Source organism: Cellvibrio sp., from assembly GCF_046347455.1.
Lineage (GTDB): Bacteria > Pseudomonadota > Gammaproteobacteria > Pseudomonadales > Cellvibrionaceae > Cellvibrio.
Genome location: NZ_JAXMGC010000006.1, coordinates 46,221 through 69,690 on the forward strand (window position 1 = coordinate 46,221; position 23,470 = coordinate 69,690).

The following is a 23,470-nucleotide window of genomic DNA, read 5'->3' on the forward strand; positions in this document are numbered from 1 at the left end:
TCAGTCAGGTAAAAAAATGCCGGTACAAGTTTTTTGGCGCGCGAAAAAATTACATGAAATGTCTCGCACTGAGTTTGAATCTTTGTGCGATGGTTGCGGTAAATGCTGTCTGCATAAGTTGGAAGATGAAGATACAGGCGATGTTTATTACACAAAGGTCGCCTGCCGCTATCTTGATCACACGAGTTGCAAATGCCAAGTGTATGAGGAGCGCCAAACACATATTCCAGATTGCATTGCGCTAACGCCTGAGTCGGTAAAAGACACCTACTGGTTGCCCGAAACTTGCGCCTATCGTTTAATTGATGAGGGAATCCCACTATTTGATTGGCATCCTCTAGTATCAGGTGATCCTGATTCTGTACATAAAGCGGGAATGTCAGTGGCAGGGCTCGTTGTGCATGAAAATTCGGTTGACCCCGATGATCTTGAAGAATACGTAGTACGTTGGGTTTAGGAGAACTCATGAATCAAATAACAACACTGCAATACGCTTGGGCGATTTACTTCGCAGGCAGTTTAGGTTGTACGATCGCCGCTTGGTGGATGTTTTTATGGGCGTGGCGATTTGTGCGTTACGCTGCGGTTGTGACAGTCATGACGATTTTATTCACACCTTACGCGATTGACGCCGAAACCATGACCATGGCGCCTGCGATCTACACCTTGGTATTTGAAGGCTTATCCAACGGCCCACAAGCAATTATGCCTTTGGTTAAAGTCATGGTAGGTATTTGGTTAATTGGCATTATTTTGGTGGCGGTGTTCGTAGTATTTACGCGCAAATCGGGCGATCAAAAAGCGACTTCTGGTAGATCTCGATCAGGTAGAAATTCATCATCGCGTAGTTCTCGCCGTGTTGAGCACCACGGTGGGCGTCGACATGAAACTCCGGTTGTTAGATCATCTCGCGGGTTGAGTAAAGATGAATACGAGGCGCGAGAAGAGCTGCTCAAAGGTGAAATTCCTATGCGAGCCGTTCGGGATTAGTTTTGGATGACGTATAAAAAGCCAGCAGATGCTGGCTTTTTTCATTTGTGGTGTCAGGAAAATGGCGATTTACGGTTTTACTGCTATAAATGTATGAAGATATTACGCAAATTTAGCGTTCTTCCTTAATCACTTAACTGCTGCCTGCCAAAAAGGCTTTCATTTATGCGAAACAGAATAAGTCATCTTTTAGCGCTCATTATTGTGTTGGGTTTTAGCCCAACCCTTTTTGCGCAGTCGCACGAAGCACCAAAGCCACAGGCGTCCGCCGCGTCAGAGTCAGCAAAAAACAGCACCGCAGAAAAAGGCAGCACTGCGGAAAAAGGCAGCACTGCGGAAAAAAAAGAAGAACCCACAGCGAACGCGGAATCTGCCACTGAAACCAAACCGGCGGCCGATTCTAAAGCGACAAAAATATTACCTTCAGATGTTCGTGTGCTGATTGATATCTCCGGCAGCATGAAGCAAACAGACCCCAAGAACCTGCGCAAACCTGCATTAGATTTACTCGTTCGTTTGCTACCAGACAAAAGCCGTGCCGGAGTATGGACCTTTGGCAACTCGGTCAATATGTTAATGCCTTTAAAGGCAGTTGATGCAAATTGGCGTAAACAAGCAGCCGCAAAATCCAACGAAATAAATTCCGTTGCCATGTACACCAACATCGGCAAAGGCTTGGATGAAGTAAGTTTCGATAAAAAAGCCATGAGCCCCGATTACAAAACACATATTGTTTTATTAACGGACGGTGTGGTGGATATTGGTAAAGATGCGATTGTTAATCTCGCGGAACGCCAACGTATTATTAACGAGATTTTGCCGAGCCTTAAAACCGCGGGCTACACGGTGCACACAGTCGCACTATCAGAAAATTCCGACATTGAATTGCTTAAAAAAATATCCGTCGCAACTGATGGTGTTTATACCTTAGCGGCGTCTGCGGATCAGTTGATGAGTGTGTTTTTAAAAATTTTTGATCAAGCAGTTCCTGCTGAGCGAGTTCCACTGGAGAATAACGGATTCTTGGTTGACGCCAGTATTAAAGAGTTTACAGCACTAATTTTTCGTAAGCCTGGCGAAGACAAAACGGTGATTGAATCACCTGAAGGTAAACAATATTCCGCTACAAATCCCGTGGACGGTATCAACTGGTACCGTACTGATACCTATGACCTAATAACTGCGGACACTCCGAAGGCGGGCCAGTGGAAAATAAAAACTGAAATTGCTCCCCAAAGCCGCATTACAGTTGTGAGTAATTTGCAATTAGTGGTAGAGCCATTAAAAAATAATATTCACAGCAAAGATGTTTTGAACCTGACCTATTCATTTCAAGAAAATGGTAAAACCATAACCGATCAGCGCTTTTTAGGGTTGTTAGAAGCTAGCGCAATTGTGGCTAAAGATAAGACTAACGAAAGTACGAGTATTTCTTTTCCGGTAGAAAAATTACCAGCCGATGGTTTTTTTCACCAAAGTTTGGATGCATTCCCGGCAACCGGTGATTATGAGACACACCTATATATAGATGGCAAAACCTTTAAGCGTGAGTTCAAACACAGCTTAACTGTGCGAGATAGTGCAATCATTCTGGAAAAATCCAGTGCCACAGATGATCATGGACGAGTGACTTATAGCTACAAAATTTCCCTGGATGATAAATCGGTAGATGTTAAAAAAGCTCAAGTAAGCGCTACTATAAAAAATTCTCAAAACAACAATATGGAAAGGAATTTAAATTCGCTCGAATCCAATCATTGGGAATTTTCTTTTTCACCGGTGCAGGAAGGGGACTATCAAATTGATATTCGGGCGCGCGGTGACCTTTTGGATGGCGATAAGTTGGATGAGACCGTTCATGCTGACACCTTTAGCTACAAGCCTGTAAAACACGAAGACGCAAAGCCGAGCGCTCACGAGGAAAAGCCGGCTCATGAAGAGGAAAAAAAGCCGGAAGAGAAATCCAGTAACTTGCTGCTTTATATTGGCATAGGTCTTGGTAACCTTTTATTGATCGCTGCCCTGTATTTTGCCTACCGATTCTTTATTGGTGGAAAAGCAAAAGATGAGCTGGCAGAGTTTGAGAAAACCTTAAACGCTAAGCCCGGTGAAATTAAATCCAGTCCTGCAGAAAAGCCACAAGCTAAAACAGAAATAGATTTGTCGGATGAAGATCCTGCTCATATTCCGATGAATAACGAAGAAAGCCTGGACAAGTTATTTCCGTTGGATAGTATGGAAGATCCCGCGAATAGTGAAGATAAAAAATAGCCTTTGCGATGTCTTTTGATGCTGTTATTGAGCTGGAAAAATGTTCGATTGAATTGGTCAGTGAGTTAAGACTGCCGCTGGCTAACCAGTTTTATTCGAGCTGCAACTATCGTGTCAAATGTGGGCGATTTGAGCGCGTTTATAGCTTGTCATTCAATGGAAAAATAATCGCGGCAGCGCGCATAATTCCGCAGCGTTCAGGTTGCTTTTTGCTGCGCAATCTTTGTGTGGCGCCTGAATTAAGGCATCAGGGCTTAGCGAGTCATCTTCTGCGATGCTTAATACCCACACTGGAAGGTAGCTGTTATTGTTACGCGCTTCCCCATCTGCAAACATTTTACCTCGCCTTGGATTTTCAATATTTCACGCCCGAACAAGTACCTCAAGATATTGCCGATATGTATATTCGCCATCGTGAACGTAAGCGCGGGTGGATATTAATGGGGCGCGTGAATCTGCCTTCGTCCAATTAATCAGACCGATAAGAAAAATCTACTGGTTGTGCGTATATGCTGAGACTATCATCAGCTGAACACCAAGGAGATATACCTATGAACATTAATATTGGTATCAACGAGCAAGACCGTCAGGACATTGCCCAGGGTTTGTCCAAACTACTGGCGGACACTTACACTCTCTACCTGAAAACCCACAATTTTCACTGGAATGTTACTGGCCCTATGTTCCAAACATTGCATTTGATGTTTGAAACTCAGTACACAGAGCTTGCACTGGCCGTTGATTTAATTGCTGAACGCATTCGTTCATTAGGCGTTTATGCGCCAGGAACCTACAGACAATTTGCGGCGCTCAGTAGTATTAAAGAAGAGGACGGGATTCCAAAAGCGCAAGAGATGATTCGTTTGTTGGTGGAAGGGCAAGAGGCAGTAGTGCGCACGGCTCGGTCACTGTATGACGTGGTAGAAAAAGCCAATGACGAAGCAACAGCAGATTTGTTAACGCAACGAATTCAATTGCACGAAAAAACAGCGTGGATGTTGCGCAGCTTGTTGGAGTAATTCGTTGCCCAAACAAAAACGCCGATTCTTTTGAGTCGGCGTTTTCTTTTCTATAAGGACAAAATCAAACGAGCGGTAATTGGATATTAAAGCAGGTACCAAACTTCTCATCAGACGTAACTGACATTTGGCCGCGATGATGATCGGTAATAATAAAGTAAGAATAAGACAGGCGCTGTTCAACGGGACACGCAGGTTCGCGCTCGGAAATAGAAAAGAAAGGTTGAAAAATATCTTCCTGCTCTAATGGAGTTAAGGGGCGTCCGTTGTGCTGGATCTTAATCCACAATGAATCATAAAACTCACTGATTTCTACATTGATTGCAGGGTTTGCTTGTTCGAGGTTATTAAGCGAGTGAAATGCGTTGCGTAATAAGCGCACAAAGACTTGCTGCAGCTCGGAATAGTAGCAAGGAATTTGTGGCAAGCCATCGTGATAATGACGTGTAATTTTAATGTCGCTAAAGCGCAAACCGGACAAATCGGTAAATAAAGTATCGGCCAGTGAAATGCTTTCATCCATCAAGCGCGTAATATCTGCCGGTGATTTGTCGTCATGATGACTGCTCGCCAAATCCAACAGGTTTTGAATAATGGCCGATGCTTGCTTTCCGCTAAAACGGGCATTTTTCAATGTTGCGAGCAGTTCGCTTTTGGTCGCCAGAATGTCGGCATTCGATAATTTTGCTTGCGCATCATCCAAACTGGATAAAATGGATTGCAGAGGCAAATTAATATCGTAAGCCATGGCAGAAGCCAGCTCTCCCATGGCGGACATTTTGTCACGCTCGGAAACTTTATTTTCAGCTTTCATTTGTTTGGTGATGTCATCCACCAAAATAACTACGCCAGTTTCGCCCTTATCGGTAAGTGCATAAACCGTAATATCAAAATAATATTGGTCGCGTTGGCTGTGTTTAATCGTCATGGTTTTGCGTGTTTGCAAAACTTCTGAAACTTGTTCAGGCGTTAATGTAATTGCTGGGTAGGCGTCCCACAATTTTTTGCCAAGCACGCTGGCAATGGGGCGGCCAGTGGAGGATTCGGCAACACGGTTCCACTGAATAACTTCCATATTTTGGTTTAAGCCGATGAGCATTAATGGCATTGATTCAACAATGCTGGTGATGTACTGCTCACGGCTTTTTAATGCTTCAGTGGTTTCAATCAAGGATGCTGTTCTGCGCGCAACGCGATCTTCCAGAGTGGATTTAATATCGGTTAACTCGCGGTTAGCGCGGCCTGCCCGGCGGTTTGCCAGAATCAGGAAAATCATGACGATGAGCAGTGTGAGAATGAGTACACTGCTGGAGAAGTTGGCTACCCACTGCCATTTGGTTGTGCCATCTGGATTTCTAAAGCGCCAGAAAATATCGGCATAGGTGTGAATGCTTAACGAGCAAAGAACAAGGGCGGCAAACCATTTTTTCATAAGGGGGTCACTGTACATAAAAGACTCCTTTACTGGCGATGCGCCAAAGGAGGGTAGCTAATTGTATTACATCCCGTGGACGGGTGAAATTAGGAGCTTCCCCCAAGATACGGAATTAGCAAAAGCGAAACGCTATTCTAGTCACTCAACCCAAACGAATACTGAACAGAATCTGGACTTTTGTATTGCCATGTTTTCAACGACTGAAGCGCTAATAGGAATAAGGTTTGTAAAATCTGTTCAGTTGAACGCACTAAAAGTTGGAAGCCGCGCACCAGCCCTTTAATATGCGCTGCTTGTATCGGGTGATTGTGAGTTGGCAGTACATTACCCAAGGGTAATTAAAGGGTAGGTTGAATGGCGAGCGAGTGGGCAAAATACAAACAATCCGTCGTAAATGTGATGGCACAGGACTATCACCGGCTGATGCGTCGTTTGGTTGAACTGGAAAAGCTCGCTCGAGCGAAGAAGCCCATTGAGCAGGCGTTGGAGAAATGGCAGACGCAGCTTGTACAATCGCAAGCCAAAGTTGCTCAGCGGCAAGAACTAATACCCGCAAATATTGATTTTCCAGATCTACCCGTCTGTGAAAAGCGTGAAGACATTGCTCAACTCATAGCCAATAATCAGGTGGTCGTTCTCGCAGGGGAAACCGGCTCGGGTAAAACTACACAGATTCCAAAAATTTGCTTGAGCATTGGGCGCGGCAGTCGCGGTTTAATTGGACACACTCAACCGCGACGCATTGCCGCCAACACAGTAGCTACGCGAATTGCTGAGGAATTGCATACGCGTTTGGGTGACAAGGTCGGCTATCAGGTTCGTTTTAGCGATCAGTCCAGCGATCAAACACTTATTAAAGTCATGACCGATGGGATTTTGTTGGCCGAAATCCAAAATGATCCTTACTTAAATAAATATGACACGCTGATTATCGACGAAGCGCACGAGCGCAGTTTGAATATTGATTTTTTATTGGGTTATTTAAAACAGCTGTTACCGCGGCGTCCCGATTTAAAATTAATTATTACCTCAGCTACCATCGATCTGGAAAAGTTTTCGCAGCATTTTAACAATGCGCCGATTATCGAAGTTTCTGGTCGCACTTATCCGGTGGATGTGTGGTATCGCCCTTTATTTGAATCGCAAGCCGAAGATGATGAGAGCGAAGATACCGAGCAAGATATTAATAGCGCCATAGTGGATGCTGTGCATGAGATTGAACAGCACGAAAAAGCCAGCGGTGGCTCGCGTGGTGGCGATATATTAATTTTTCTAAGCGGTGAGCGTGAAATTCGTGAGGCGGCAGACGCGCTACGCAAAGCCCAATTCGCGCATATGGAAGTTGTGCCTTTTTATGCGCGTTTAAGTTTGGCGGAACAACAACGTGTGTTTGCCCCGCACACCGGCAGGCGAATTGTATTAGCGACTAACGTCGCGGAAACCTCCATTACCGTGCCTGGTATTCGCTACGTAATTGATCCGGGTTTTGCACGTATATCGCGCTATTCCTATCGCACAAAAGTTCAGCGCTTACCCATTGAGCCGGTTTCGCAGGCAAGTGCTAATCAACGCAAAGGTCGCTGCGGTCGTGTTGCAGAAGGCATTTGTATTCGCCTATACAGCGAAGAGGATTTTAATAATCGCCCCGCATTTACCGATGCTGAAATTCTACGCACCAATCTTGCGGCCGTTATTTTGCAGATGCTGCAATTAAAAATGGGCGATATTCATAAATTTCCTTTTATTGATGCGCCTGATCATCGCCTAATTAGCGACGGTTACAAATTGCTGGAAGAACTCCAAGCAGTTAATACAAAAAATCAACTCACGCCTATTGGAACTCAACTCAGTAAATTGCCTTTAGACCCGCGGCTCGCTCGCATGCTGTTGGCGGCGCAAGAGCAATCTTGCGTGCGTGAATTGCTCATTATTGCGAGTGCGTTATCAGTGCAAGATCCGCGCGAGCGCCCAGTGGAAAAGCAACAAGCAGCCGATCAAAGTCATCGCCGTTTTTGGGCGGAGTTTTCTGATTTCGCCGGGTTTGTAAACCTGTGGGATTATTTTGAAACGCAACGGCAAGAGCTTTCGCAAAACCAGTTGCGAAAACTGTGTAAAAAAGAATTTTTAAATTACATGCGCCTACGTGAATGGCGAGATATTCACCATCAATTGTGCGTTGCCATTAAAGATTTGGGATTTAAAGTCAACACCGTACCTGCGGGCTATGACCCCGTACACAAAGCCTTGCTCAGCGGTTTGCTTGGGAATTTAGGGTTTAACCACGAAGAGCGCGAATACTTAGGCGCGCGCAATCGCAAGTTCAGTATTTTCCCGGGCTCGTCGCTCATTAAGAAAACGCCGAAATGGATAATGGCGGCGGAGCTAATTGAAACTTCAAAACTTTTTGCGCACACGGTTGCCAAAATTGAGCCCGAATGGGCTTTGGTCGCAGCGGAGCATTTAGTAAAACGCCAGTACTTTGAACCCCACTACAACAGCCATAGCGGTCAAGTGATGGCCTATGAAAAGGTAAGCCTCTATGGTTTGACCTTGATTGAAAAAAAATCGGTTATTTATTCGCATATAGATCCCGCAATTTGCCGCGAAGTCTTTATTCGTTCCGCGTTTGTGGAAGGGCAATATGCGGAACATCCTAAACGTAAAAATATGCAGCGTAGAGGGGCGGTGAATGACTTTTATGCGCATCAGCAAACTTTGCTAAAAGAGCTGGATGATTTGGAAGCAAAATCGCGCCGTCGCGATATATTGGCAGATGAGCAAGTTATTTTTGAGTTTTATAACGAAGTCATTCCAGAAAATATTTTTAACCTTGCCGGATTTGAAAATTGGCGCAAAAAAGCCGAGCAAGAAAACCCCAACATTTTATACATCAGCCGCGAAACCCTTATGCGTCACGGCGCCTTGGATATTACTCAAGCGCAATTTCCCAACGAGCTGGAATGGCGTGGTATGGTGTTTCCGCTGACTTATCATTTTGAACCCAATCATCCTGATGATGGCGTGAGTATCCACGTGCCCATGAGTGTCTTGCATCAATTGCCGGAACAGCGCCTTGAATGGTTAGTACCCGGCATGTTGCGTGAAAAGTGTATTAGTTTGGTTAAGGGTTTGCCGAAATCCCTGCGTAAACATTTTGTGCCTGTACCCGATGTGGTCGATAAAGCGCTTACGGCAATGTCACCCGACAATAAGTCGCTGACCGATGCCTTGGGTTTGCAATTGAAACGCCAAACTGGTGTCGATGTAGGGCCAGATGCATGGCTGGAAGCGCAGGTGGATAATTATTACCGCTTTAATATCAAAGTGGTTGATGACAAAGGGAAGGTTGTTGCGAGTGGTCGTGATCTGGCTCCTTTGCGGGAAAAATATCGCGCGCAAGTGCAACAAAACATTCAATCAGCGGCGACCAATATCGAACGCGACAATATTATTGAGTGGGATTTTGAAAACCTACCGCAAGCGATTCAATTGCAGCGCAATGGTATAGGTATTCGTGCCTACCCCGCGTTAGTCGATAAAAATACTTCGGTGGCCTTACAGGTGTTAGATAATCCCCAACAAGCCTTGGAGTTAACTCAACGCGGTCTTGCGCGCTTAATATATTTGCAATTAACCCCGCCCGTAAAATATTTGCAAAAAGAATTACTTAAGGGGCAAGAGATAGCGCTGACCTTTGCCAGCATAGGCTCACGGGATCAAGTTGTGGATGACATTATTCTCGCTGCAATCAAGCAGCTAGCGCTTAGCGATCAGCAGAGTTTGCCGCGTACCAAGCCTGAATTTGAAAACGTGGTCAATTCAATTCGCGATAAGCTTGTTGCCCATGCGCAGGAGATTTACACACATTTACTGACTAGCCTAAAGTTGTTAGTAGATGTTCGAAAAAATATCAAGCAACAAAAAAATGCGCTCGTCATGGCTTTTGCTTTAAGTGATATTCAAGAGCAGCTGAAACATTTGTTTTATGTAGGCGTTGTTTACAAAACACCGGACGAATGGCTGAAACAGTATTCACGCTATTTACGCGCGATTCAATTGCGCTTGGAAAAAGTTGCGCTCAATCCTCAAAAAGACAAGCTGACACTGTTGGAGATTCAGCCTTATTGGCTGCGCTTGCAAGAGTACTTGGAAAAAGAGGGGGATTTTGCGTTAAGCCAGAATTCTGCGTTAATGGAATACCGTTGGTGGATAGAAGAATTGCGTGTATCGCTGTTCGCGCAAACGCTAAAAACGCAAGTTCCTATATCGCCCAAACGGTTGGATAAGCAGTGGGAGTTGGTGCTCAGCAATTAATTGGTGAGAATCTCTTCAATTAATCCACTGCCAATCCAATGTTGAAGATATTGTGCAGCTTGCATAGGGACTTGTTCTGCGGGAAACCATCTGCATAAGCCGTCACATACATCCGCAAAATTTTTATCATCTGCAAATATGCTGAGCGCCCAAGCCTCTTCCTGAGTTAAGGGGCGATAAAGAACTTGTAAGTCTTCTCGCCAAATCAACCAAGTTTGGTTTTCAGTTGCCAGCTCCACGGATATTGATGTTTCATCCTGTATCAAAGACTGCCACAGCTTTGGTGCATTACTAAAGAAATGCATAGTTTGAACGGATGGATGAAAACGCAATTTCAGTGTCATCCATTGTTCGGGTAATAATCTGCGAAGATCGTCCATAGTGACGAGAGGTGTATCCGCCGCGTCAAACGCCATAGCTTGGCGCCATTCAAATTCCGCCAACTCTGCGAGTTCAATATTTGATTTCCATGTTTCGTGGTTGCGTAGAAAATCTGGCAACTTCTCACCAAACCAACGTAGCGATGGATGGTGCGACGGATGTGCAGCAATAAATGCATGGGCCATAGCTGTGAATTGCTCATTACCCAAATAACCTTGCAAGGCTGGGTAATCATTGCCTAATGCTTCTATTAATCGTAAGCGATACGCAGCGTGATAAATGTTCAAGCGCTCATGTTTGGAAAACTGTGGTGTCTCCAATGTAATGTCACTCGCGTCTTCATCTTTATCGAGCAAAAAATTTTGTAACTGCAGTTGCAAATCCGCCAGCGTTTTAGGATGCGTCATTTTATTTACGTGTTAACCAGTGATCGATAGAAATTTTCCCTGCGCCCGCAATTGATAACCACAGGAAAATGGCCAAGTAAGCGGTTTCAGAAAATCCTAACAGAGTGTCCAATGAATCCACGTCCGCCCAGAGTACGCTTTTAATGGCGACAATCATAATCACGCCAAGTATGCCAGCCGAAATGCGCGTGAATAATCCCAGCATTAATAATATTCCACACACAAATTCTGCACCGGATGTAAAAGGTGTAAGTATTTGCGGAAATGGAATTCCCCAGCTGGTAAAGTTTTGAATCATCGCGTCCAAATTTTGCAGTTTTCCCCATCCAGCCGTCATAAATACTTCACCTACAATAAGACGAGCGACTAATGGGGCCAGCCATTGTAAATAAGCCGCCACTTTTTCAGGCCACCGAAGTGTTAGGTCGATAAAACTGTTGAATAAGCTTGTCATGGAAATTCCTTTACTAAATAGAGTGGGCGAAAGTTTTTTGCGGCGTTAAAACAGAAGCGGAAATCTCTCGTGCCTTTTGTAACTCATTTAAGAGAGTTGCAAGTGGGGGAATATCGTCATCGCGTTCGATCATGGTGCTAATATGCCCAAAGCGACGCACGCTTTCGGCATAAAGCTCCCATACCGAATCAATAATCTCGTGATCGTGAGTGTCAATGCTGTAATCGCCTTTATTCAAGTGACCCGCTAAGTGAATTTGTTGAATGCGGTCCGCGGGCATGGCTTCCAAATAAGTTAAAGGATCAAAGCCGTGATTGTGGGCGCTTACGTGAATATTGTTAATGTCGAGTAAAATCAAACAGTCTGCCTGTTGAGATACTTCTCTGAGAAATTCCCACTCAGAAATTGTTGAATGTTGATAGGTTAAATAGCTAGAAACATTTTCCAACAAAATTCGCTGACCTAAAAATTCTTGTACTTCCCCAATACGCTTTACTAAATGTTTAAGCGCTTCTTCGGTGTAGGGGAGCGGCATTAAATCATGAAGATTAATCCCCTCAATGCCTGTCCAGCAAAGATGGTCTGAAATCCACTTTGGCTTTACCCGTTCGGCAAGCGTTTTTAAATCTTTTAAATATTCTTGATTTAGCGGGTCGGTACTACCAATTGACAGTGATACGCCGTGCATCACCAACGGATAGCGCTCGCGAATCTTATCGAGATAATAAAGTGGCTTTCCGCCAGCAACCATGTAGTTCTCGCTAATAATTTCCAACCAATCGAGGTGATGCTCGTTCTCCAGTAAGTCGGTGTAATGCTCACTTCGTAAGCCCAAGCCAAAACCGAGATGAGGTTGCAGATATGTAGGTGTCATGGTTTTCATAGTGGTTTATTTATTTGATGATTAACAGCTGCGTAAGATCAGCTCTTACGCAGCCTGCTGGGCGTGAACTTACTTAAGTTCTTTACCGCCTTTTGCTGAGCAATCTTTACCGCTCATTTCGCTAAAGCCTTGGCCTTTGCAAGCGTTTTGGCCTTTACATGCATTTGATGCGGTTTTACAAGCTGATTGGCCTTTGCACGCATTTACACCGCCGCATTTAACAGCGCCTTGTGAAGCAGCTGGCTTGTCATCAGCCAAAGCTGTACCGGTTGACAGAAGAGCAGCTGCAGCCAATACCAAAGCAGAAGTAGTCATTGTTTTCATTTGTATAAATCTCCATTCATGAATAATCAGTGGGTGAAGTTGAGGTAAGCCGAAACTCCTCAACGCCAATAGTAGATGCGAAGCCGGCGGGTTTGTTACAGACAACTTGAAAAAAATGTTTATGCTGTTCAAAATTTCAAGAAAAAGTCCCGCAAAAGCAGGCGCAATAGGGTTCGTAGTAGAGGGGGATCGCTCTTATAGCGAAATATTTTGCGAAGTTTTATGACTTTTGTTGCTAAAACTGCGCCCCGATCTACGCTGTAATACAACTGCAATATAGTCACAACATAATGCGCGCCAGAACGCTACAAAAGCTCATGCGTCGCGTCAGTAGTTTCGTTATGACCATATCTATTAAAACCTAGGGGACAACCTCATGAAAAAAGCTCTACTTCCTTTAATGATCGCTTCTCTTGTACCTGCGGCCGCCTTTGCTGATGTTACTGTGTACGGTAAAGCTTTCGTAACATGGCAAAGTACGGATCTTCAAACTGGCCAAAACTATACTGAGTTAGTGAGCAATGCTTCACGTATTGGTTTGAAAGGTTCCGAAGCTGTTAACGAAGACACGAAAGTTATTTATCAATTTGAATACCAAACTAAAGTTGATGATGGTTCTATCAGCCAAACCTGTACTGCAACTTCTGTTACTACAACTCCAGCTGCAACCACCAAAACAACCTGTTCTGTAAGCGGTCAAACCTTCTCTCAGCGTAATATTTTTGTTGGTGTGCAAAGTAACTTTGGTGTGGTTAAGTTGGGTATGTTTGATACTCCCTTAAAACTTGCTCAAGAAAAAATCGACCTGTTCAACGATATGATCGGCGATATGCAGGCGGTGGTTCAGGGTGAAACTCGTGCTAAAAACGTAGTTCAATACTCAACTAACGAATTCAACCACATTACCGGTAACTTTGCTTACATCAACAGCGAAGCTGATTTGCCAGGCAACGTAAACGGCTATTCAGCGTCTATCGTTTACAACACCAAAACTATTTATTTAGCATTGGCTAACGACCACAACGTTCTCAATGCTAACAACAAAGCCGTAATTAGCTCAACAATTACTGGTGCTGCTGCTCCGGATGATACCGATATCCTTCGCGCTGTAGGTCGTTTCGTAGTTGGCCCAGTTACTTTGGGCGCTTTGTATGAGACTTACGACAATGGTAAAGCAGGTGCTAGCAAAATCGACGATAATGGTTACTTGTTGTCAGCTAAGTGGGAAGTTGATCCAAAGTGGGCTCTTAAAGCACAGTACGGTCAATCAAACATTATGGGTGCGACTGTTAAATCAAAATCCACTAACTTGGGCGTAGATTACAAATTATCTAAAAACGCTACTTTGTTGGGTTACTACACCAAAATTGAAGATGACAAAGCGGTAACTGGTTTCACCAAGCGCGATGACACTTATATCGGCGGCGGTATAGAATTCAACTTCTAATCAGTTGCTTGCAGATGAAGGGTGCTCCGGCACCCTTTTTTATTGCCATTCTAAAACCACCTCCTATGGAGGTGGTGATCAGCTACTCGGGGCTATGCCTGAAAAGTGCCCATGCTAGATACACAATCGTTTGTTACCAGCAAATGATCAGGAGTAAAAAGCATGAGCAGATATGAATCCGCTTCACACGTATTCTATCGATGTCAGTATCACATTGTTTGGACGCCGAAGTATAGGTTCAAGATATTGACGGGAAATATAGGAAAAGAGTTGTATCGAAGTATTTATGTTTTGGGATGAAGAATTGCAAGAAGTAGTTGAGCTAAATGTGCAGATGATCAGCATGTGCATTTGAATGGTAAGGACATACGCCAACATAAGTGTTTCGGGCTAATGGGGACATTTGAAAGGAAGAACAGCGATAAGACTGTTCAATAAATTTCCGTATTTAAGAAAGAATAAAATGTGGGGAAATCATTTCTGGCAGCGTGGCTATTTTGTAGATTCAGTTGGCGCGAATGAAGAGGTGATTCGGAGATACGTACGTTATCAAGATAAGCAGGCGAGAGAGGAAGATGAGCGCCAGCTGCGGTTAGAGGTAACGGTTTAAGACAAGCACCCGCCGTAAGTGCCATTCGCTACCTGCTATGCAGGTGGATTTTTACTGCAGAAAAATCCGTGTGGCTAAGAGGTATTTTATGAATAAATTAATAGGCTTATTTATCCTTATCATAAGTGCTCAAATGACTTTCGCTGCGGAAGAAGAATGCCCGCCAGCAGCAGAAATGGCGGAAGCGCAGAACCAGAATTTGTATAAAAATTGTGATTATTCCGATAAGGGGCTGAATGGTGTTTTGCATCGTGCGCTGGGTAAAAAGAAAGATGCTGCTGACGAAGAAGTTATTCAGGAGGCTAAAACAGCCTCAAAAGTGGTTCAAGAAAAGTCCACAAAAGTTGCAGATGTAGAGTTGAAAAAGCCAGATGAATTTATCTCAGCAGCGCAACTTCAATTGGTAAAATTTAACGCTCTCGAAAAACTGTCGCGTGAATGTGCAAAAGGCTTTGTGGTAGAAGGTGAACGTTATTTGCCCGTTACTAATACCAGGTCATTAAAGCTTGAGCTTATCTATTATTGTCTTTAGCGCTGACTCTCCACGAATCCCTCTATTGAGCGTGATCTCCTGACGCGCGACACCAGCCTTCAGTTACAATTGTCACTTATGGTGTGACACCTTGCTTCTATAATGGCCGCTCCGGCCATTTTCCGTTTTGCTGCCATCCAGGCGCATGTCTTCAATCTGTGCCGGTTGTTGTGGCCCACCACTTTGGGTAAAGTGGCCGCCCTTTGCGTAGCCTAGCGCTTCGCCTTTCACCCGTTATTCCGAGCGAATCAAGGAATATTATGAAAACGCTATTGCTTACGGCCGCCGTTCTATCTACATCGTTGCTGGCTAATCTTAGTTTCGCTGCAGATCCTGAGCGAGTAGATGCTGCCCCCGTTGAGGAATCCAGCGCCACTATGGTCAAATCACCGGTAGATCCGTGGGAAAAGTTCAATCGCTCCATGTTTAGCTTCAACATGGGTGCTGATAAATATTTCCTCAAGCCGCTCGCCAAAACCTATGTACGTGCGACGCCCGGCTTTTTCCGTACAGGTGTTGATAATGCTCTGTTCAATATCATGGAAATTCCTAGCGCCCTAAATGGTTTATTGCAGGGTAATTTCCGCAGTGCAGCTCACGATACGGGGCGCTTGCTCATTAACTCAACCTTGGGGTTGGCGGGAATTTTGGATGTTGCGCAGCATATGAATCTCAGGCGCACTGACCACGAAGACTTCGGCCAAACTCTTGCTGTTTGGGGGGTGAATTCGGGTCCATATATGGTATTGCCGCTTTTGGGGCCAAGTAACTTGCGCGACACTTCCGCGGTTCCAGTGGATTGGTATACCGATCCAAAGACCTACATTGACGATATCGCCACCAAAAATACGGTGCGAACCTTCCATATCGTAAATACCCGGGCCAACTTGATGCCGTTAGAAAAGGGGATTACCGGGGATAAGTACGTCTTCTTCCGCGAGGCTTATTTACAGCGTCGCAACTTCCTAATTAATAATGGAAAAGTGGAAGATAGTTTTGGTGAGGATGAAGATTCAGGAGACTCGGGCTTTTGATTCGAGCCTCCTGTTGAGTTCTATTTAATAATTTCTACGATTTCCAAACCCAGAACATAACCTGAGTCGGCATCGCCAGCGGAGCGCGCCACCTTAGCTTTGGCATGAAGGGTTGGGTTGTGGCCGTGGTCAGATGATATTTCCACCACCAGCTCAGTCCCCACAGCAATGTGAGTTTTTGTTTCTACCTGCATGCCCCCACCGCTCAAGTCGCGGCACAATCCTTCAATCACACCCTCATGATGAGAGAGCTTGGCGCTCAAAGGCGCGCTAATTTTCATGCGGATAAAGTCGCGTTTCTCACTGAAGCCTTTATCGATAGAGCTCATAGTCTGTCCTCTTTGTTATCAATCTTATGATGTGGCTGCTCTTTGCTCGTCGAGCACGCAATCATATTACGGTTAGGCAATACAAATGAGTGTAGCACAGGCGGCAAAAATGCCACGGACGATGCTTAATTAGTTATGTTTTGAGCGAAAACCTGTGGGTCATTTGGAAGTCTGCGCTGGTTTTGTTCAGCTAGGGTAAAACTAAGCCGTCTTAGGATTAAATCTGTCATGAATTGCTTGCGGGAAAAGTACCGAAAGAGTAGTGTTGTGCGCCTCTCAAAACGTGCCTTAAACCTTGTTTGCCTAAACCATAGCTGAGATACACCATAGATGGCGGAGAACCCAAAAAAGCTGCTCCTCATTGATGACGATGCACTTGTTCGGCGCAGTATTGCCGTTTATCTAGCAGATAGTGGCTTTAAAGTCTTCGAAGAGGCCGATGCAAATCAGCTCTGCGAAAATATCCAAAAATACGCTCCAGACTTGGTTCTCACCGATTTGCGAATGCCAGGTGGCGATGGTTTACAAGTCCTTAAGCAAATCAAACAGCACCAACCTGACTTACCGGTCATTATTATTTCAGGAGCCGGTAGCGTAAGTGATGTGGTCCAAGCGCTGCGATTGGGTGCTAGCGATTATCTGGTAAAACCTGTTTTAGATATCGAAGTGTTAGTTCATGCCATCAATAAAGCACTTGAGCGCACAGAGCTCTTATTGGAAAACCAACGTTACCGAGAACAGTTAGAAGCTGCCAACCACGAATTACGAGAAAGTCTACGTGTGCTTGAGCGCGATCAGCTCGCCGGTAAACAAGTTCAAAAACGCTTAATGCCCAACCGCCTGATTACTCAGGATCATTACGAAGTCGCTCATTACATAGCCCCATCCTTGTTCCTCAGTGGCGATTTTGTTGATTACGCCCACATCAAAAAACGTTACCTCGCTTTTTACCTCGCCGATGTTTCTGGTCACGGTTCTTCTTCCGCCTTCGTTACTATTTGGTTAAAACATCTTGTCAGCCGCATGGTGCGTGAAGAAGGCTTATTTGGTGATGAGCAATCTTTTGCTACGGGTGCCAATCATTTACTGCAAACAGTAAATCGCGAAATTAAAGAAACGCGCTTAAATCATCATCTCACTTTCTTCGTAGGCGTGATCGACACACATACTCAGTTAATGAACTATGCTGTTGCAGGTCATTTGCCAATGCCGATATTGAAAACGAATGATGAGTGCCGCTATTTAGAAGGCAACGGTAAACCTGTTGGAATTTTTAAGGATGTCACATGGCAAACCTATCAAATGCAATTGCCAGACTCTTACACCTTGTCGTGTTTTTCTGATGGTGTGTTAGAAATATTGCCAGCCGATACGATTCAAGAGAAGGAAGCTTTGTTATTACAAAAAGTTGCAGAATCAACTGGCAGCTTGGAATCCATCTGCAATACTTTACATGTTAAGGATGATGGCGAAACGCCAGATGATATTGCCATCCTTACGATTGCCAGAGGTAAGTAAAATGCGTCCCGGTCAGATACTTGTAGCAGACCATGCCGGTGTGTACATCATCAAAATGCTTGGTGACGTGCGCCTCACCTTATGTGTGTCCTTCGATCAATTTATTGATGCTATGCTTGCGGCGCCTGATTTATCGTCAGTGCTGTTTGATTTGTCTGAAGCAGAAGCCGTCGACAGTACGACCTTAGGTTTGATGGCCAAAATCTCACTTTTAGCCCAAGAAAAACGCCATATTGTCCCCGTGATTCTTGCGACCAATGCGAGTATTAAGCGTATTTTGGATACCATGGGTTTTGCGGATATTTTTACAATTGTAAACAAACTTGAAGTTGATATAGAACCGGAAAAGCCATTATCACCCATTGAATGTGGTGAGCAGGAAGTGAAGGAAAAAGTACTGGAAGCACACAAAATATTGATGGGGTTAAACGAACAAAACCGCGAAACCTTTAAAAACCTGGTAAATATGCTCGAAAATTCTTAAATACCGATTTTAATACCCTTCTGAAAATCCTCCCTGTCTTTTAACTTCGCGTTCTAAACCAATCTTGCTTTAGCGATCGATTTTGCGCGCATAAAATCAGAATGCGAAACGTAAATCAAATCGGCGACCTTGCGAATAACGTACTCTTCATATTTATCCAAGTCATTATCTGCAAAAGCCAGCTCCCACATGGAAACCAGCAGCTCAAATTTCTCTTGCGAGTTGCAATGTTGGTGAACCAAGGTTGTGAATTGGTGTAAGGATGTCGCGTCCGAGGTTTCTTCTTTTGCCAAAGCAATAAGTTCGTTTAGTTGCGAATCTTCAATAGCGAATTTTTGTTTGAGGTGCAATTTTAGCGATTGCATTTCGCGTTCATCAAAAACGTGATCTGCCATAGCAACTTCAATTAATAAAGCGGCAACAGCTAATTGTTTTTGCGAGTGGGAGAGGGAGTTAGAAGCGTCACCTGCAGGTTGCAGATGACGCTCGAAGAACGCAGAGATTTTACTTAACAAAGTTTGCTCTCGTTTTAATCGCCGCTAATTAGGCGAGTTCTTTCAACAGCTTTTCGAGGCTTAATTGGTCTTTCACAAAACCACGAATACCTTCGGCCAACTTATCGTTTGCCATTTGGTTTTGGTTCATGCCGAAACGGAAACTTGGCTCAGTCTCAATAACTTTGGCAATTTTTTCGCCAGTGTTAGATGGAGAAAGTACGCGCTCCAATTTGCCTTGGTCTTGCTCTAATTCTTGCAACAAGTTAGGGCTAATGGTCAAACGGTCGCAACCCGCCAAGGCTTCAATTTCACCAATGTTGCGGAAGCTCGCGCCCATAACAACAGTGTTGTAGCCGTTTTGCTTGTAGTAGTTGTAGATGCGACGAACAGAAACCACGCCTGGATCTTCTTCAGCGGTGTATTCTTTTTTGTCGGTGTTGGCTTTGTACCAGTCGAGGATACGGCCCACAAATGGAGAAATCAGAAACACACCAGCATCCGCACAAGCGGCAGCTTGTTCGAAGCCGAACAACAATGTCAGGTTGGTGTTGATGCCTTCTTTTTCCAGCACTTCTGCAGCACGAATACCTTCCCACGTAGATGCCAGTTTAATCAATACGCGAGATTTGTCCGCACCGCCTTTGGCGTAAAGGTCGATCAAATGACGTGCTTTGGCAATGCTGGCTTTGGTGTCGAAAGACAAGCGAGCATCCACTTCAGTAGAAATGCGGCCTGGAACCAGTTTCAAAATCTCCAAGCCCAAACCCACAGCCAGGTTGTCGCTTGCAGCGCTCAATTGTTCAGCGCTGTTGGTAATGCTTTTGGCGGCTTTAATAGAAGATTGCAACAGGTCTTGGTATTGCGGCATTTGCGCAGCTTTGTAGACCAAAGATGGGTTAGTGGTTGCGTCCAATGGCTTGTACAAGCGGATCGCTTCAATATCGCCGGTATCGGCAACCACGTCGGTAAATTGCTTCAGTTGTTCGAGTTTGCTAGTCACAATAGTTTTCCTATAACGGAGTTAAGGTTGATATCTCTAATTTGCCGTAGGGGATTATTATAGTCTTTTTGACTCTTAGCCGAAAGTCATCTTTTCCATAGAATGACCGGTCGATTCAATTGGTCAGTTCAGATGTAAATGGTAGCTCATTTAGAACGTCCAAGGCTGCTTTTATGACCTCGAGACCGGCATTTGGTTTATAGGCCTGCTCAGAAATAACGCGTCTGAATTTACGTGAGCCTGGCAGCCCTTGATAAAGACCCAAGATATGGCGCGTCATGTAGTTAATACGCACGCCCTTGGCGACTTGCTCGGTTGCGTAGGCAATAAATCCCTCCATAACCTCCTCGCGGCTAACGACGGACTTTTCCACGCCGTAAATGCGTTGATCGACTTCCGCGAGCAGATAAGGATTTTGGTAGATCTCGCGGCCCAACATAACTCCGTCTACATCTTCAAGTAGCTTAAGCGACTGTTCGATACTGGTTATACCGCCGTTAATGATGATTTCCAGCTCGGGATGTTCTTGTTTGAGGCGAACCACCTTGTCGTATTGCAAAGGCGGAACTTCACGGTTTTCTTTGGGGCTTAAGCCTTTTAGCCACGCTTTGCGCGCATGCACGATAAAGGTTTTGCAGCCAGCGCTAGCAACCGTACTGACAAAATTCACCATGCCCTCGTAATCTTCCATGTCATCAATGCCGATACGGTGTTTGATTGTCACCGGGATTTTCACGGCATTTTGCATGGCAGACATGCACTCTGCCACTAATGCGGGTTCCGCCATCAAGCAAGCACCAATCATGTTGTTTTGCACGCGATCACTCGGGCAGCCGCAATTGAGGTTTACTTCGTCGTAGCCCCAATCTTCAGCCATTTTGGCGCATTCAGCCAAGGCCTTGGGGTCGCTGCCGCCCAGCTGTAAGGCTAATGGGTGTTCGCTCGCGTTAAAGTCCAGAAATCGCTTGCGGTCACCGTGAATCAAAGCGCCGGTGGTGACCATTTCACTGTAAAGCACGGCTTCTTTTGTGAGTAAGCGCCAAAAGCTGCGGCAGTGAGTATCGGACCATTCCATCATAGGAGCGGCGGTAAAACGGCGATTAAGTTTGGTGGTCATGGAATTGTTCAAAAAATCATGCTGACGAGTATCTAGTGGGCGCTTATGATACCCCAGCTGACCACTATCCCCTAGATTTCTATCCAGAGTTTCCTATGTCGTTATCCCATATTGATGAGCAGGGCAAAGCAGCCATGGTGGACGTGAGCGAAAAGCCCGTTACCTCGCGTGAAGCCCGCGCATTCGCACGCGTACGTATGCAGCCTTCTACCTTGGCGCAAATTCAGGCAAATAGTTTAAAGAAAGGCGATGTGCTCGCCGTTGCGCGCATTGCAGGAATTCAGGCGGCAAAAAAATGTGCGGATTTGATTCCGCTATGCCATCCCTTAATGCTCAGCAAAGTCAGCGTGGATTTTGAAATTAATGTGCCGGATGCCTCTGTTGAAATACGCACGCTGTGCAAACTTGCAGGTCAAACAGGCGTTGAAATGGAAGCCCTAACCGCGGCCAGTGTTGCGGCGCTCACGATTTACGACATGTGCAAAGCAGTAGATATGGACATGGTAATTGACAACGTTTGTTTACTCGAAAAATCTGGCGGTCGTCGTGGCCATTACCAGCGTGCGGAGTAGCAAGTGATTAAGGTTTTATTTTTTGCACAGTTGCGCGAGCAATTACATTGCGACCAAGTTGAAGTGGAGTGTCCGTCTCCTTCAAACCTGTCTTGGATACGCGAACAGCTTGTTGAAGCAAACCCACAGTGGAAAGAATTTCTGGCGAACGACAAATTGTTGTTCTCTGTAAACCAAACCATCGTAAAAGCATCACATGTCGTAAAAGATGGAGATGAAGTTGCGTTTTTCCCACCCGTGACAGGCGGTTAACTTGACAGGTGGCTAAATGATTCAGGTACAAGAAGCTGATTTTGACGTTGGCGAAGAATATAAAGAATTGGTGGCTGGAGATACAGCCGCGGGTGCTGTGGTGACTTTTGTAGGCCGCGTGCGCGATTTAAATTTAGCGCGTAATGTTTTGGGTTTGCGTTTGGAGCATTATCCCGGTATGACAGAAAAATCCCTGCGGGCAATTGCTGACGAAGCTTGCTCGCGTTGGAATATTCTGCGTTGGAAAATTATTCACCGAGTAGGTGATTTGAAGCTTGGCGACAATATTGTATTTGTGGGCGTAACCAGTGCTCACCGCGAGGACGCATTTAATGCGGCGAATTTTTTGATGGATTATTTAAAAACACGAGCGCCTTTCTGGAAAAAAGAATTAACGGAGCAGGGTAGTGTTTGGATTGATGCACAAGAAAAAGATGTTCTGTCAGCGAAACGCTGGGAATAACGAGCTTTTACCTACAGGAGTTGTACCATGAATCGCTCAAGCTTAATCAACGCGCGCGCCGCGGCCGCATTAAAATTGATCTATGTTGCCGATGCACTCTCGATGCCAGTGCATTGGTTTTACAATCCGCAAGATATTCAGAATGCGTTCCCCGGCGGCATTAAAAAATTTGAAGCTGCTCCTAAACAACATCCTCACGATTTTTTGAAGCTCACCGATTCTGGCGCAAAGCAAATTGTGGGTGATGTGATTTTAAAAGATAAGAAGAAATTTTGGGGTATTCCCAATCAACACGTTCACCAAGGGATGAAAGCAGGCGAGAATACACTTAACGCCCATTGCGCACGTTTAGTGACGCGCACCTTGATCGACAATGGTGGCGAATACGATCCAACAAGGTTTCTGCAAAATTATATTGCGTTCATGACGAGCGATACTCCGCAGCATCCTGATACTTATGCTGAGACTTATCATCGGGCATTCTTTGAAAATTTGGAGAAGGGCTTGCCACCAGATAAGTGTGGCTTGGCCGCTGACACAACAGCTTCTGTTGGCGGTTTTGTTACCATTGCGCCTATTGCGATCGTGGAATTTTTGAGGGATAAAAATCTATCTAAAGTACAAAAAATTTGCCGCGAGCACATGTGGCTTACTCACCCAGATGAAACGCTAGCCAAAATAGCGGATGCCTACGTTAAATTGATTCACGACTTATTATTTCGCGCCGAGAGTGACGACCCTAAAGCCATTATTTCGAAAGTGGCGCAGCTCTCTTGCAAGGTGGATTTAAAAGAGCTTTGCGAAAAATCCACAGACGATAACGATATTATTGGCGGTGTTTATAGCAAGGCCTGCCCAATATCGGACTCTTGGCCGAGCCTTTTGTATCTCGCCTACAAATACAACGACGATTCCAAATCAGCGTTGCTGGCAAATACAAATGTTGGCGGTGAGAACTGTCATCGTGGCGCTGTGTTGGGGGTGGTTTTAGGTTTGAGTAATGCAGATGGATTGGGTGAGTTGTTTGGTGAACTAAAAGATCATGAGGCTATTACAAAAGAGATTGAAAGTTTGTTGGCGACAAGCGTTTAGCGCTTCCGCATCGCAATAAAAAAGCCAGCTAAATAGCTGGCTTTT

At 44.9% G+C, this 23,470-nt stretch carries 24 protein-coding genes and 1 pseudogene; 16 read left to right on the forward strand and 9 right to left on the reverse strand.

The genetic code is table 11. From position 1 onward, the window contains the following. The first annotated feature begins 16 nt into the window (after positions 1 to 16). The 5 genes from U1F02_RS11900 (at position 17) to U1F02_RS11920 (ending at position 4,280) form a co-directional block, all read left to right on the forward strand. Positions 17 to 457: a YcgN family cysteine cluster protein gene (locus U1F02_RS11900; RefSeq protein ID WP_409990620.1), complete on the forward strand. Its 441-nt coding sequence runs from the start codon at positions 17 to 19 to the stop codon at positions 455 to 457. 8 nt (positions 458 to 465) lie between these two features. Further along, on the forward strand, positions 466 to 990 hold the full coding sequence (locus tag U1F02_RS11905) for a hypothetical protein (protein WP_409990621.1): 525 nt from the start codon (positions 466 to 468) through the stop codon (positions 988 to 990). 165 nt (positions 991 to 1,155) lie between these two features. Continuing rightward, positions 1,156 to 3,261, forward strand: a complete 2,106-nt coding sequence (locus tag U1F02_RS11910; protein ID WP_409990622.1) for a VWA domain-containing protein — start codon at positions 1,156 to 1,158, stop codon at positions 3,259 to 3,261. A gap of 8 nt (positions 3,262 to 3,269) precedes the next feature. Continuing rightward, entirely contained in the window at positions 3,270 to 3,734 is a 465-nt protein-coding gene (locus U1F02_RS11915) for a GNAT family N-acetyltransferase (RefSeq protein WP_409990623.1), read from the forward strand. 78 nt (positions 3,735 to 3,812) lie between these two features. Further along, a complete protein-coding gene (locus U1F02_RS11920) occupies positions 3,813 to 4,280 on the forward strand; it encodes a Dps family protein (RefSeq protein WP_409990624.1) in 468 nt (155 codons plus the stop codon). 64 nt (positions 4,281 to 4,344) lie between these two features. On the opposite strand, the gene U1F02_RS11925 is transcribed toward U1F02_RS11920, so the two are convergent. Beyond that, positions 4,345 to 5,730, reverse strand: a complete 1,386-nt coding sequence (locus U1F02_RS11925) for a two-component system sensor histidine kinase NtrB (RefSeq protein ID WP_409990625.1) — start codon at positions 5,728 to 5,730, stop codon at positions 4,345 to 4,347. Positions 5,731 to 6,069: 339 nt separating this feature from the next. On the opposite strand from U1F02_RS11925, the gene hrpA reads away from it, so the two are divergent. Further along, positions 6,070 to 10,029: an ATP-dependent RNA helicase HrpA gene (gene hrpA, locus U1F02_RS11930; protein ID WP_409990626.1), complete on the forward strand. Its 3,960-nt coding sequence runs from the start codon at positions 6,070 to 6,072 to the stop codon at positions 10,027 to 10,029. Here the strand turns inward: hrpA and U1F02_RS11935 are convergent. From U1F02_RS11935 to U1F02_RS11950, 4 genes are all read right to left on the reverse strand, one after another. Next, positions 10,026 to 10,817 (reverse strand): DUF2063 domain-containing protein, encoded by a 792-nt coding sequence (locus U1F02_RS11935; protein WP_409990627.1) that lies wholly within the window; start codon positions 10,815 to 10,817, stop codon positions 10,026 to 10,028. The two genes, hrpA and U1F02_RS11935, sit on opposite strands and share 4 nt — an antisense overlap. Position 10,818: 1 nt before the next feature. Continuing rightward, on the reverse strand, positions 10,819 to 11,271 hold the full coding sequence (locus U1F02_RS11940; protein ID WP_409990628.1) for a DoxX family protein: 453 nt from the start codon (positions 11,269 to 11,271) through the stop codon (positions 10,819 to 10,821). Positions 11,272 to 11,284: 13 nt separating this feature from the next. After that, a complete protein-coding gene (locus tag U1F02_RS11945; RefSeq protein ID WP_409990629.1) occupies positions 11,285 to 12,154 on the reverse strand; it encodes a DUF692 domain-containing protein in 870 nt (289 codons plus the stop codon). Between the two features lie 69 nt (positions 12,155 to 12,223). Next, a complete protein-coding gene (locus tag U1F02_RS11950; protein WP_409990630.1) occupies positions 12,224 to 12,478 on the reverse strand; it encodes a hypothetical protein in 255 nt (84 codons plus the stop codon). Between the two features lie 376 nt (positions 12,479 to 12,854). Between U1F02_RS11950 and U1F02_RS11955 the strand changes: the two genes are divergently transcribed. The 4 genes and pseudogenes from U1F02_RS11955 (at position 12,855) to U1F02_RS11970 (ending at position 16,101) form a co-directional block, all read left to right on the forward strand. Then, on the forward strand, positions 12,855 to 13,925 hold the full coding sequence (locus U1F02_RS11955; protein WP_409990631.1) for a porin: 1,071 nt from the start codon (positions 12,855 to 12,857) through the stop codon (positions 13,923 to 13,925). 162 nt (positions 13,926 to 14,087) lie between these two features. Next, positions 14,088 to 14,535 (forward strand): annotated as a pseudogene (tnpA, locus tag U1F02_RS11960) (IS200/IS605 family transposase). An 88-nt stretch (positions 14,536 to 14,623) separates the two neighbouring features. Further along, complete coding sequence (locus U1F02_RS11965) at positions 14,624 to 15,067, forward strand: hypothetical protein (protein ID WP_409990632.1); 444 nt, start codon at positions 14,624 to 14,626, stop codon at positions 15,065 to 15,067. Between the two features lie 260 nt (positions 15,068 to 15,327). Continuing rightward, positions 15,328 to 16,101 carry a VacJ family lipoprotein gene (locus tag U1F02_RS11970; RefSeq protein WP_409990633.1) on the forward strand — a complete coding sequence of 258 codons (774 nt, stop codon included), beginning with the start codon at positions 15,328 to 15,330 and terminating at the stop codon, positions 16,099 to 16,101. Between the two features lie 20 nt (positions 16,102 to 16,121). Here U1F02_RS11970 and U1F02_RS11975 read toward each other — a convergent pair whose 3' ends face one another. Next, positions 16,122 to 16,430 (reverse strand): PilZ domain-containing protein, encoded by a 309-nt coding sequence (locus tag U1F02_RS11975; RefSeq protein WP_409990634.1) that lies wholly within the window; start codon positions 16,428 to 16,430, stop codon positions 16,122 to 16,124. 330 nt (positions 16,431 to 16,760) lie between these two features. On the opposite strand from U1F02_RS11975, the gene U1F02_RS11980 reads away from it, so the two are divergent. Both U1F02_RS11980 and U1F02_RS11985 read left to right on the forward strand, forming a co-directional pair. Beyond that, complete coding sequence (locus U1F02_RS11980) at positions 16,761 to 17,948, forward strand: SpoIIE family protein phosphatase (RefSeq protein WP_409990635.1); 1,188 nt, start codon at positions 16,761 to 16,763, stop codon at positions 17,946 to 17,948. A gap of 1 nt (position 17,949) precedes the next feature. Then, positions 17,950 to 18,432 (forward strand): STAS domain-containing protein, encoded by a 483-nt coding sequence (locus tag U1F02_RS11985; RefSeq protein WP_409990636.1) that lies wholly within the window; start codon positions 17,950 to 17,952, stop codon positions 18,430 to 18,432. 53 nt (positions 18,433 to 18,485) lie between these two features. Here the strand turns inward: U1F02_RS11985 and U1F02_RS11990 are convergent, their stop codons facing one another. The 3 genes from U1F02_RS11990 to dusA all read right to left on the reverse strand — a co-directional run bounded on the left by U1F02_RS11990 (position 18,486) and on the right by dusA (position 21,046). Continuing rightward, positions 18,486 to 18,947 carry a TerB family tellurite resistance protein gene (locus tag U1F02_RS11990; protein WP_409990637.1) on the reverse strand — a complete coding sequence of 154 codons (462 nt, stop codon included), beginning with the start codon at positions 18,945 to 18,947 and terminating at the stop codon, positions 18,486 to 18,488. 28 nt (positions 18,948 to 18,975) lie between these two features. Beyond that, the gene (tal, locus tag U1F02_RS11995; protein ID WP_409990638.1) at positions 18,976 to 19,929 is read right to left on the reverse strand and encodes a transaldolase; all 954 of its coding nucleotides are present in this window, start codon (positions 19,927 to 19,929) and stop codon (positions 18,976 to 18,978) included. A gap of 115 nt (positions 19,930 to 20,044) precedes the next feature. Then, positions 20,045 to 21,046, reverse strand: a complete 1,002-nt coding sequence (gene dusA / locus U1F02_RS12000; protein WP_409990639.1) for a tRNA dihydrouridine(20/20a) synthase DusA — start codon at positions 21,044 to 21,046, stop codon at positions 20,045 to 20,047. A 95-nt stretch (positions 21,047 to 21,141) separates the two neighbouring features. On the opposite strand from dusA, the gene moaC reads away from it, so the two are divergent. Genes moaC through U1F02_RS12020 form a run of 4 tightly spaced genes read left to right on the forward strand, consistent with a single transcriptional unit; the run spans position 21,142 to position 23,425 of the window. After that, entirely contained in the window at positions 21,142 to 21,618 is a 477-nt protein-coding gene (gene moaC / locus U1F02_RS12005; RefSeq protein ID WP_409990640.1) for a cyclic pyranopterin monophosphate synthase MoaC, read from the forward strand. Between the two features lie 3 nt (positions 21,619 to 21,621). Beyond that, positions 21,622 to 21,870, forward strand: a complete 249-nt coding sequence (gene moaD, locus U1F02_RS12010) for a molybdopterin converting factor subunit 1 (protein ID WP_409990641.1) — start codon at positions 21,622 to 21,624, stop codon at positions 21,868 to 21,870. 16 nt (positions 21,871 to 21,886) lie between these two features. Beyond that, entirely contained in the window at positions 21,887 to 22,333 is a 447-nt protein-coding gene (gene moaE / locus U1F02_RS12015; RefSeq protein WP_409990642.1) for a molybdopterin synthase catalytic subunit MoaE, read from the forward strand. Positions 22,334 to 22,360: 27 nt separating this feature from the next. Beyond that, the gene (locus U1F02_RS12020) at positions 22,361 to 23,425 is read left to right on the forward strand and encodes an ADP-ribosylglycohydrolase family protein (RefSeq protein ID WP_409990643.1); all 1,065 of its coding nucleotides are present in this window, start codon (positions 22,361 to 22,363) and stop codon (positions 23,423 to 23,425) included. Positions 23,426 to 23,470 lie beyond the last annotated feature (45 nt).

Coding starts and splice junctions, on each gene's coding strand:
- U1F02_RS11900 (WP_409990620.1), top strand. CDS start 17: ATGCCGGTACAAGTTTTTTGGCGCGCGAAAAAATTACATGAAATGTCT.
- U1F02_RS11905 (WP_409990621.1), top strand. CDS start 466: ATGAATCAAATAACAACACTGCAATACGCTTGGGCGATTTACTTCGCA.
- U1F02_RS11910 (WP_409990622.1), top strand. CDS start 1,156: ATGCGAAACAGAATAAGTCATCTTTTAGCGCTCATTATTGTGTTGGGT.
- U1F02_RS11915 (WP_409990623.1), top strand. CDS start 3,270: ATGTCTTTTGATGCTGTTATTGAGCTGGAAAAATGTTCGATTGAATTG.
- U1F02_RS11920 (WP_409990624.1), top strand. CDS start 3,813: ATGAACATTAATATTGGTATCAACGAGCAAGACCGTCAGGACATTGCC.
- U1F02_RS11925 (WP_409990625.1), bottom strand. CDS start 5,730: ATGTACAGTGACCCCCTTATGAAAAAATGGTTTGCCGCCCTTGTTCTT.
- hrpA (WP_409990626.1), top strand. CDS start 6,070: ATGGCGAGCGAGTGGGCAAAATACAAACAATCCGTCGTAAATGTGATG.
- U1F02_RS11935 (WP_409990627.1), bottom strand. CDS start 10,817: ATGACGCATCCTAAAACGCTGGCGGATTTGCAACTGCAGTTACAAAAT.
- U1F02_RS11940 (WP_409990628.1), bottom strand. CDS start 11,271: ATGACAAGCTTATTCAACAGTTTTATCGACCTAACACTTCGGTGGCCT.
- U1F02_RS11945 (WP_409990629.1), bottom strand. CDS start 12,154: ATGAAAACCATGACACCTACATATCTGCAACCTCATCTCGGTTTTGGC.
- U1F02_RS11950 (WP_409990630.1), bottom strand. CDS start 12,478: ATGAAAACAATGACTACTTCTGCTTTGGTATTGGCTGCAGCTGCTCTT.
- U1F02_RS11955 (WP_409990631.1), top strand. CDS start 12,855: ATGAAAAAAGCTCTACTTCCTTTAATGATCGCTTCTCTTGTACCTGCG.
- U1F02_RS11965 (WP_409990632.1), top strand. CDS start 14,624: ATGAATAAATTAATAGGCTTATTTATCCTTATCATAAGTGCTCAAATG.
- U1F02_RS11970 (WP_409990633.1), top strand. CDS start 15,328: ATGAAAACGCTATTGCTTACGGCCGCCGTTCTATCTACATCGTTGCTG.
- U1F02_RS11975 (WP_409990634.1), bottom strand. CDS start 16,430: ATGAGCTCTATCGATAAAGGCTTCAGTGAGAAACGCGACTTTATCCGC.
- U1F02_RS11980 (WP_409990635.1), top strand. CDS start 16,761: ATGGCGGAGAACCCAAAAAAGCTGCTCCTCATTGATGACGATGCACTT.
- U1F02_RS11985 (WP_409990636.1), top strand. CDS start 17,950: ATGCGTCCCGGTCAGATACTTGTAGCAGACCATGCCGGTGTGTACATC.
- dusA (WP_409990639.1), bottom strand. CDS start 21,046: ATGACCACCAAACTTAATCGCCGTTTTACCGCCGCTCCTATGATGGAA.
- moaC (WP_409990640.1), top strand. CDS start 21,142: ATGTCGTTATCCCATATTGATGAGCAGGGCAAAGCAGCCATGGTGGAC.
- moaE (WP_409990642.1), top strand. CDS start 21,887: ATGATTCAGGTACAAGAAGCTGATTTTGACGTTGGCGAAGAATATAAA.
- U1F02_RS12020 (WP_409990643.1), top strand. CDS start 22,361: ATGAATCGCTCAAGCTTAATCAACGCGCGCGCCGCGGCCGCATTAAAA.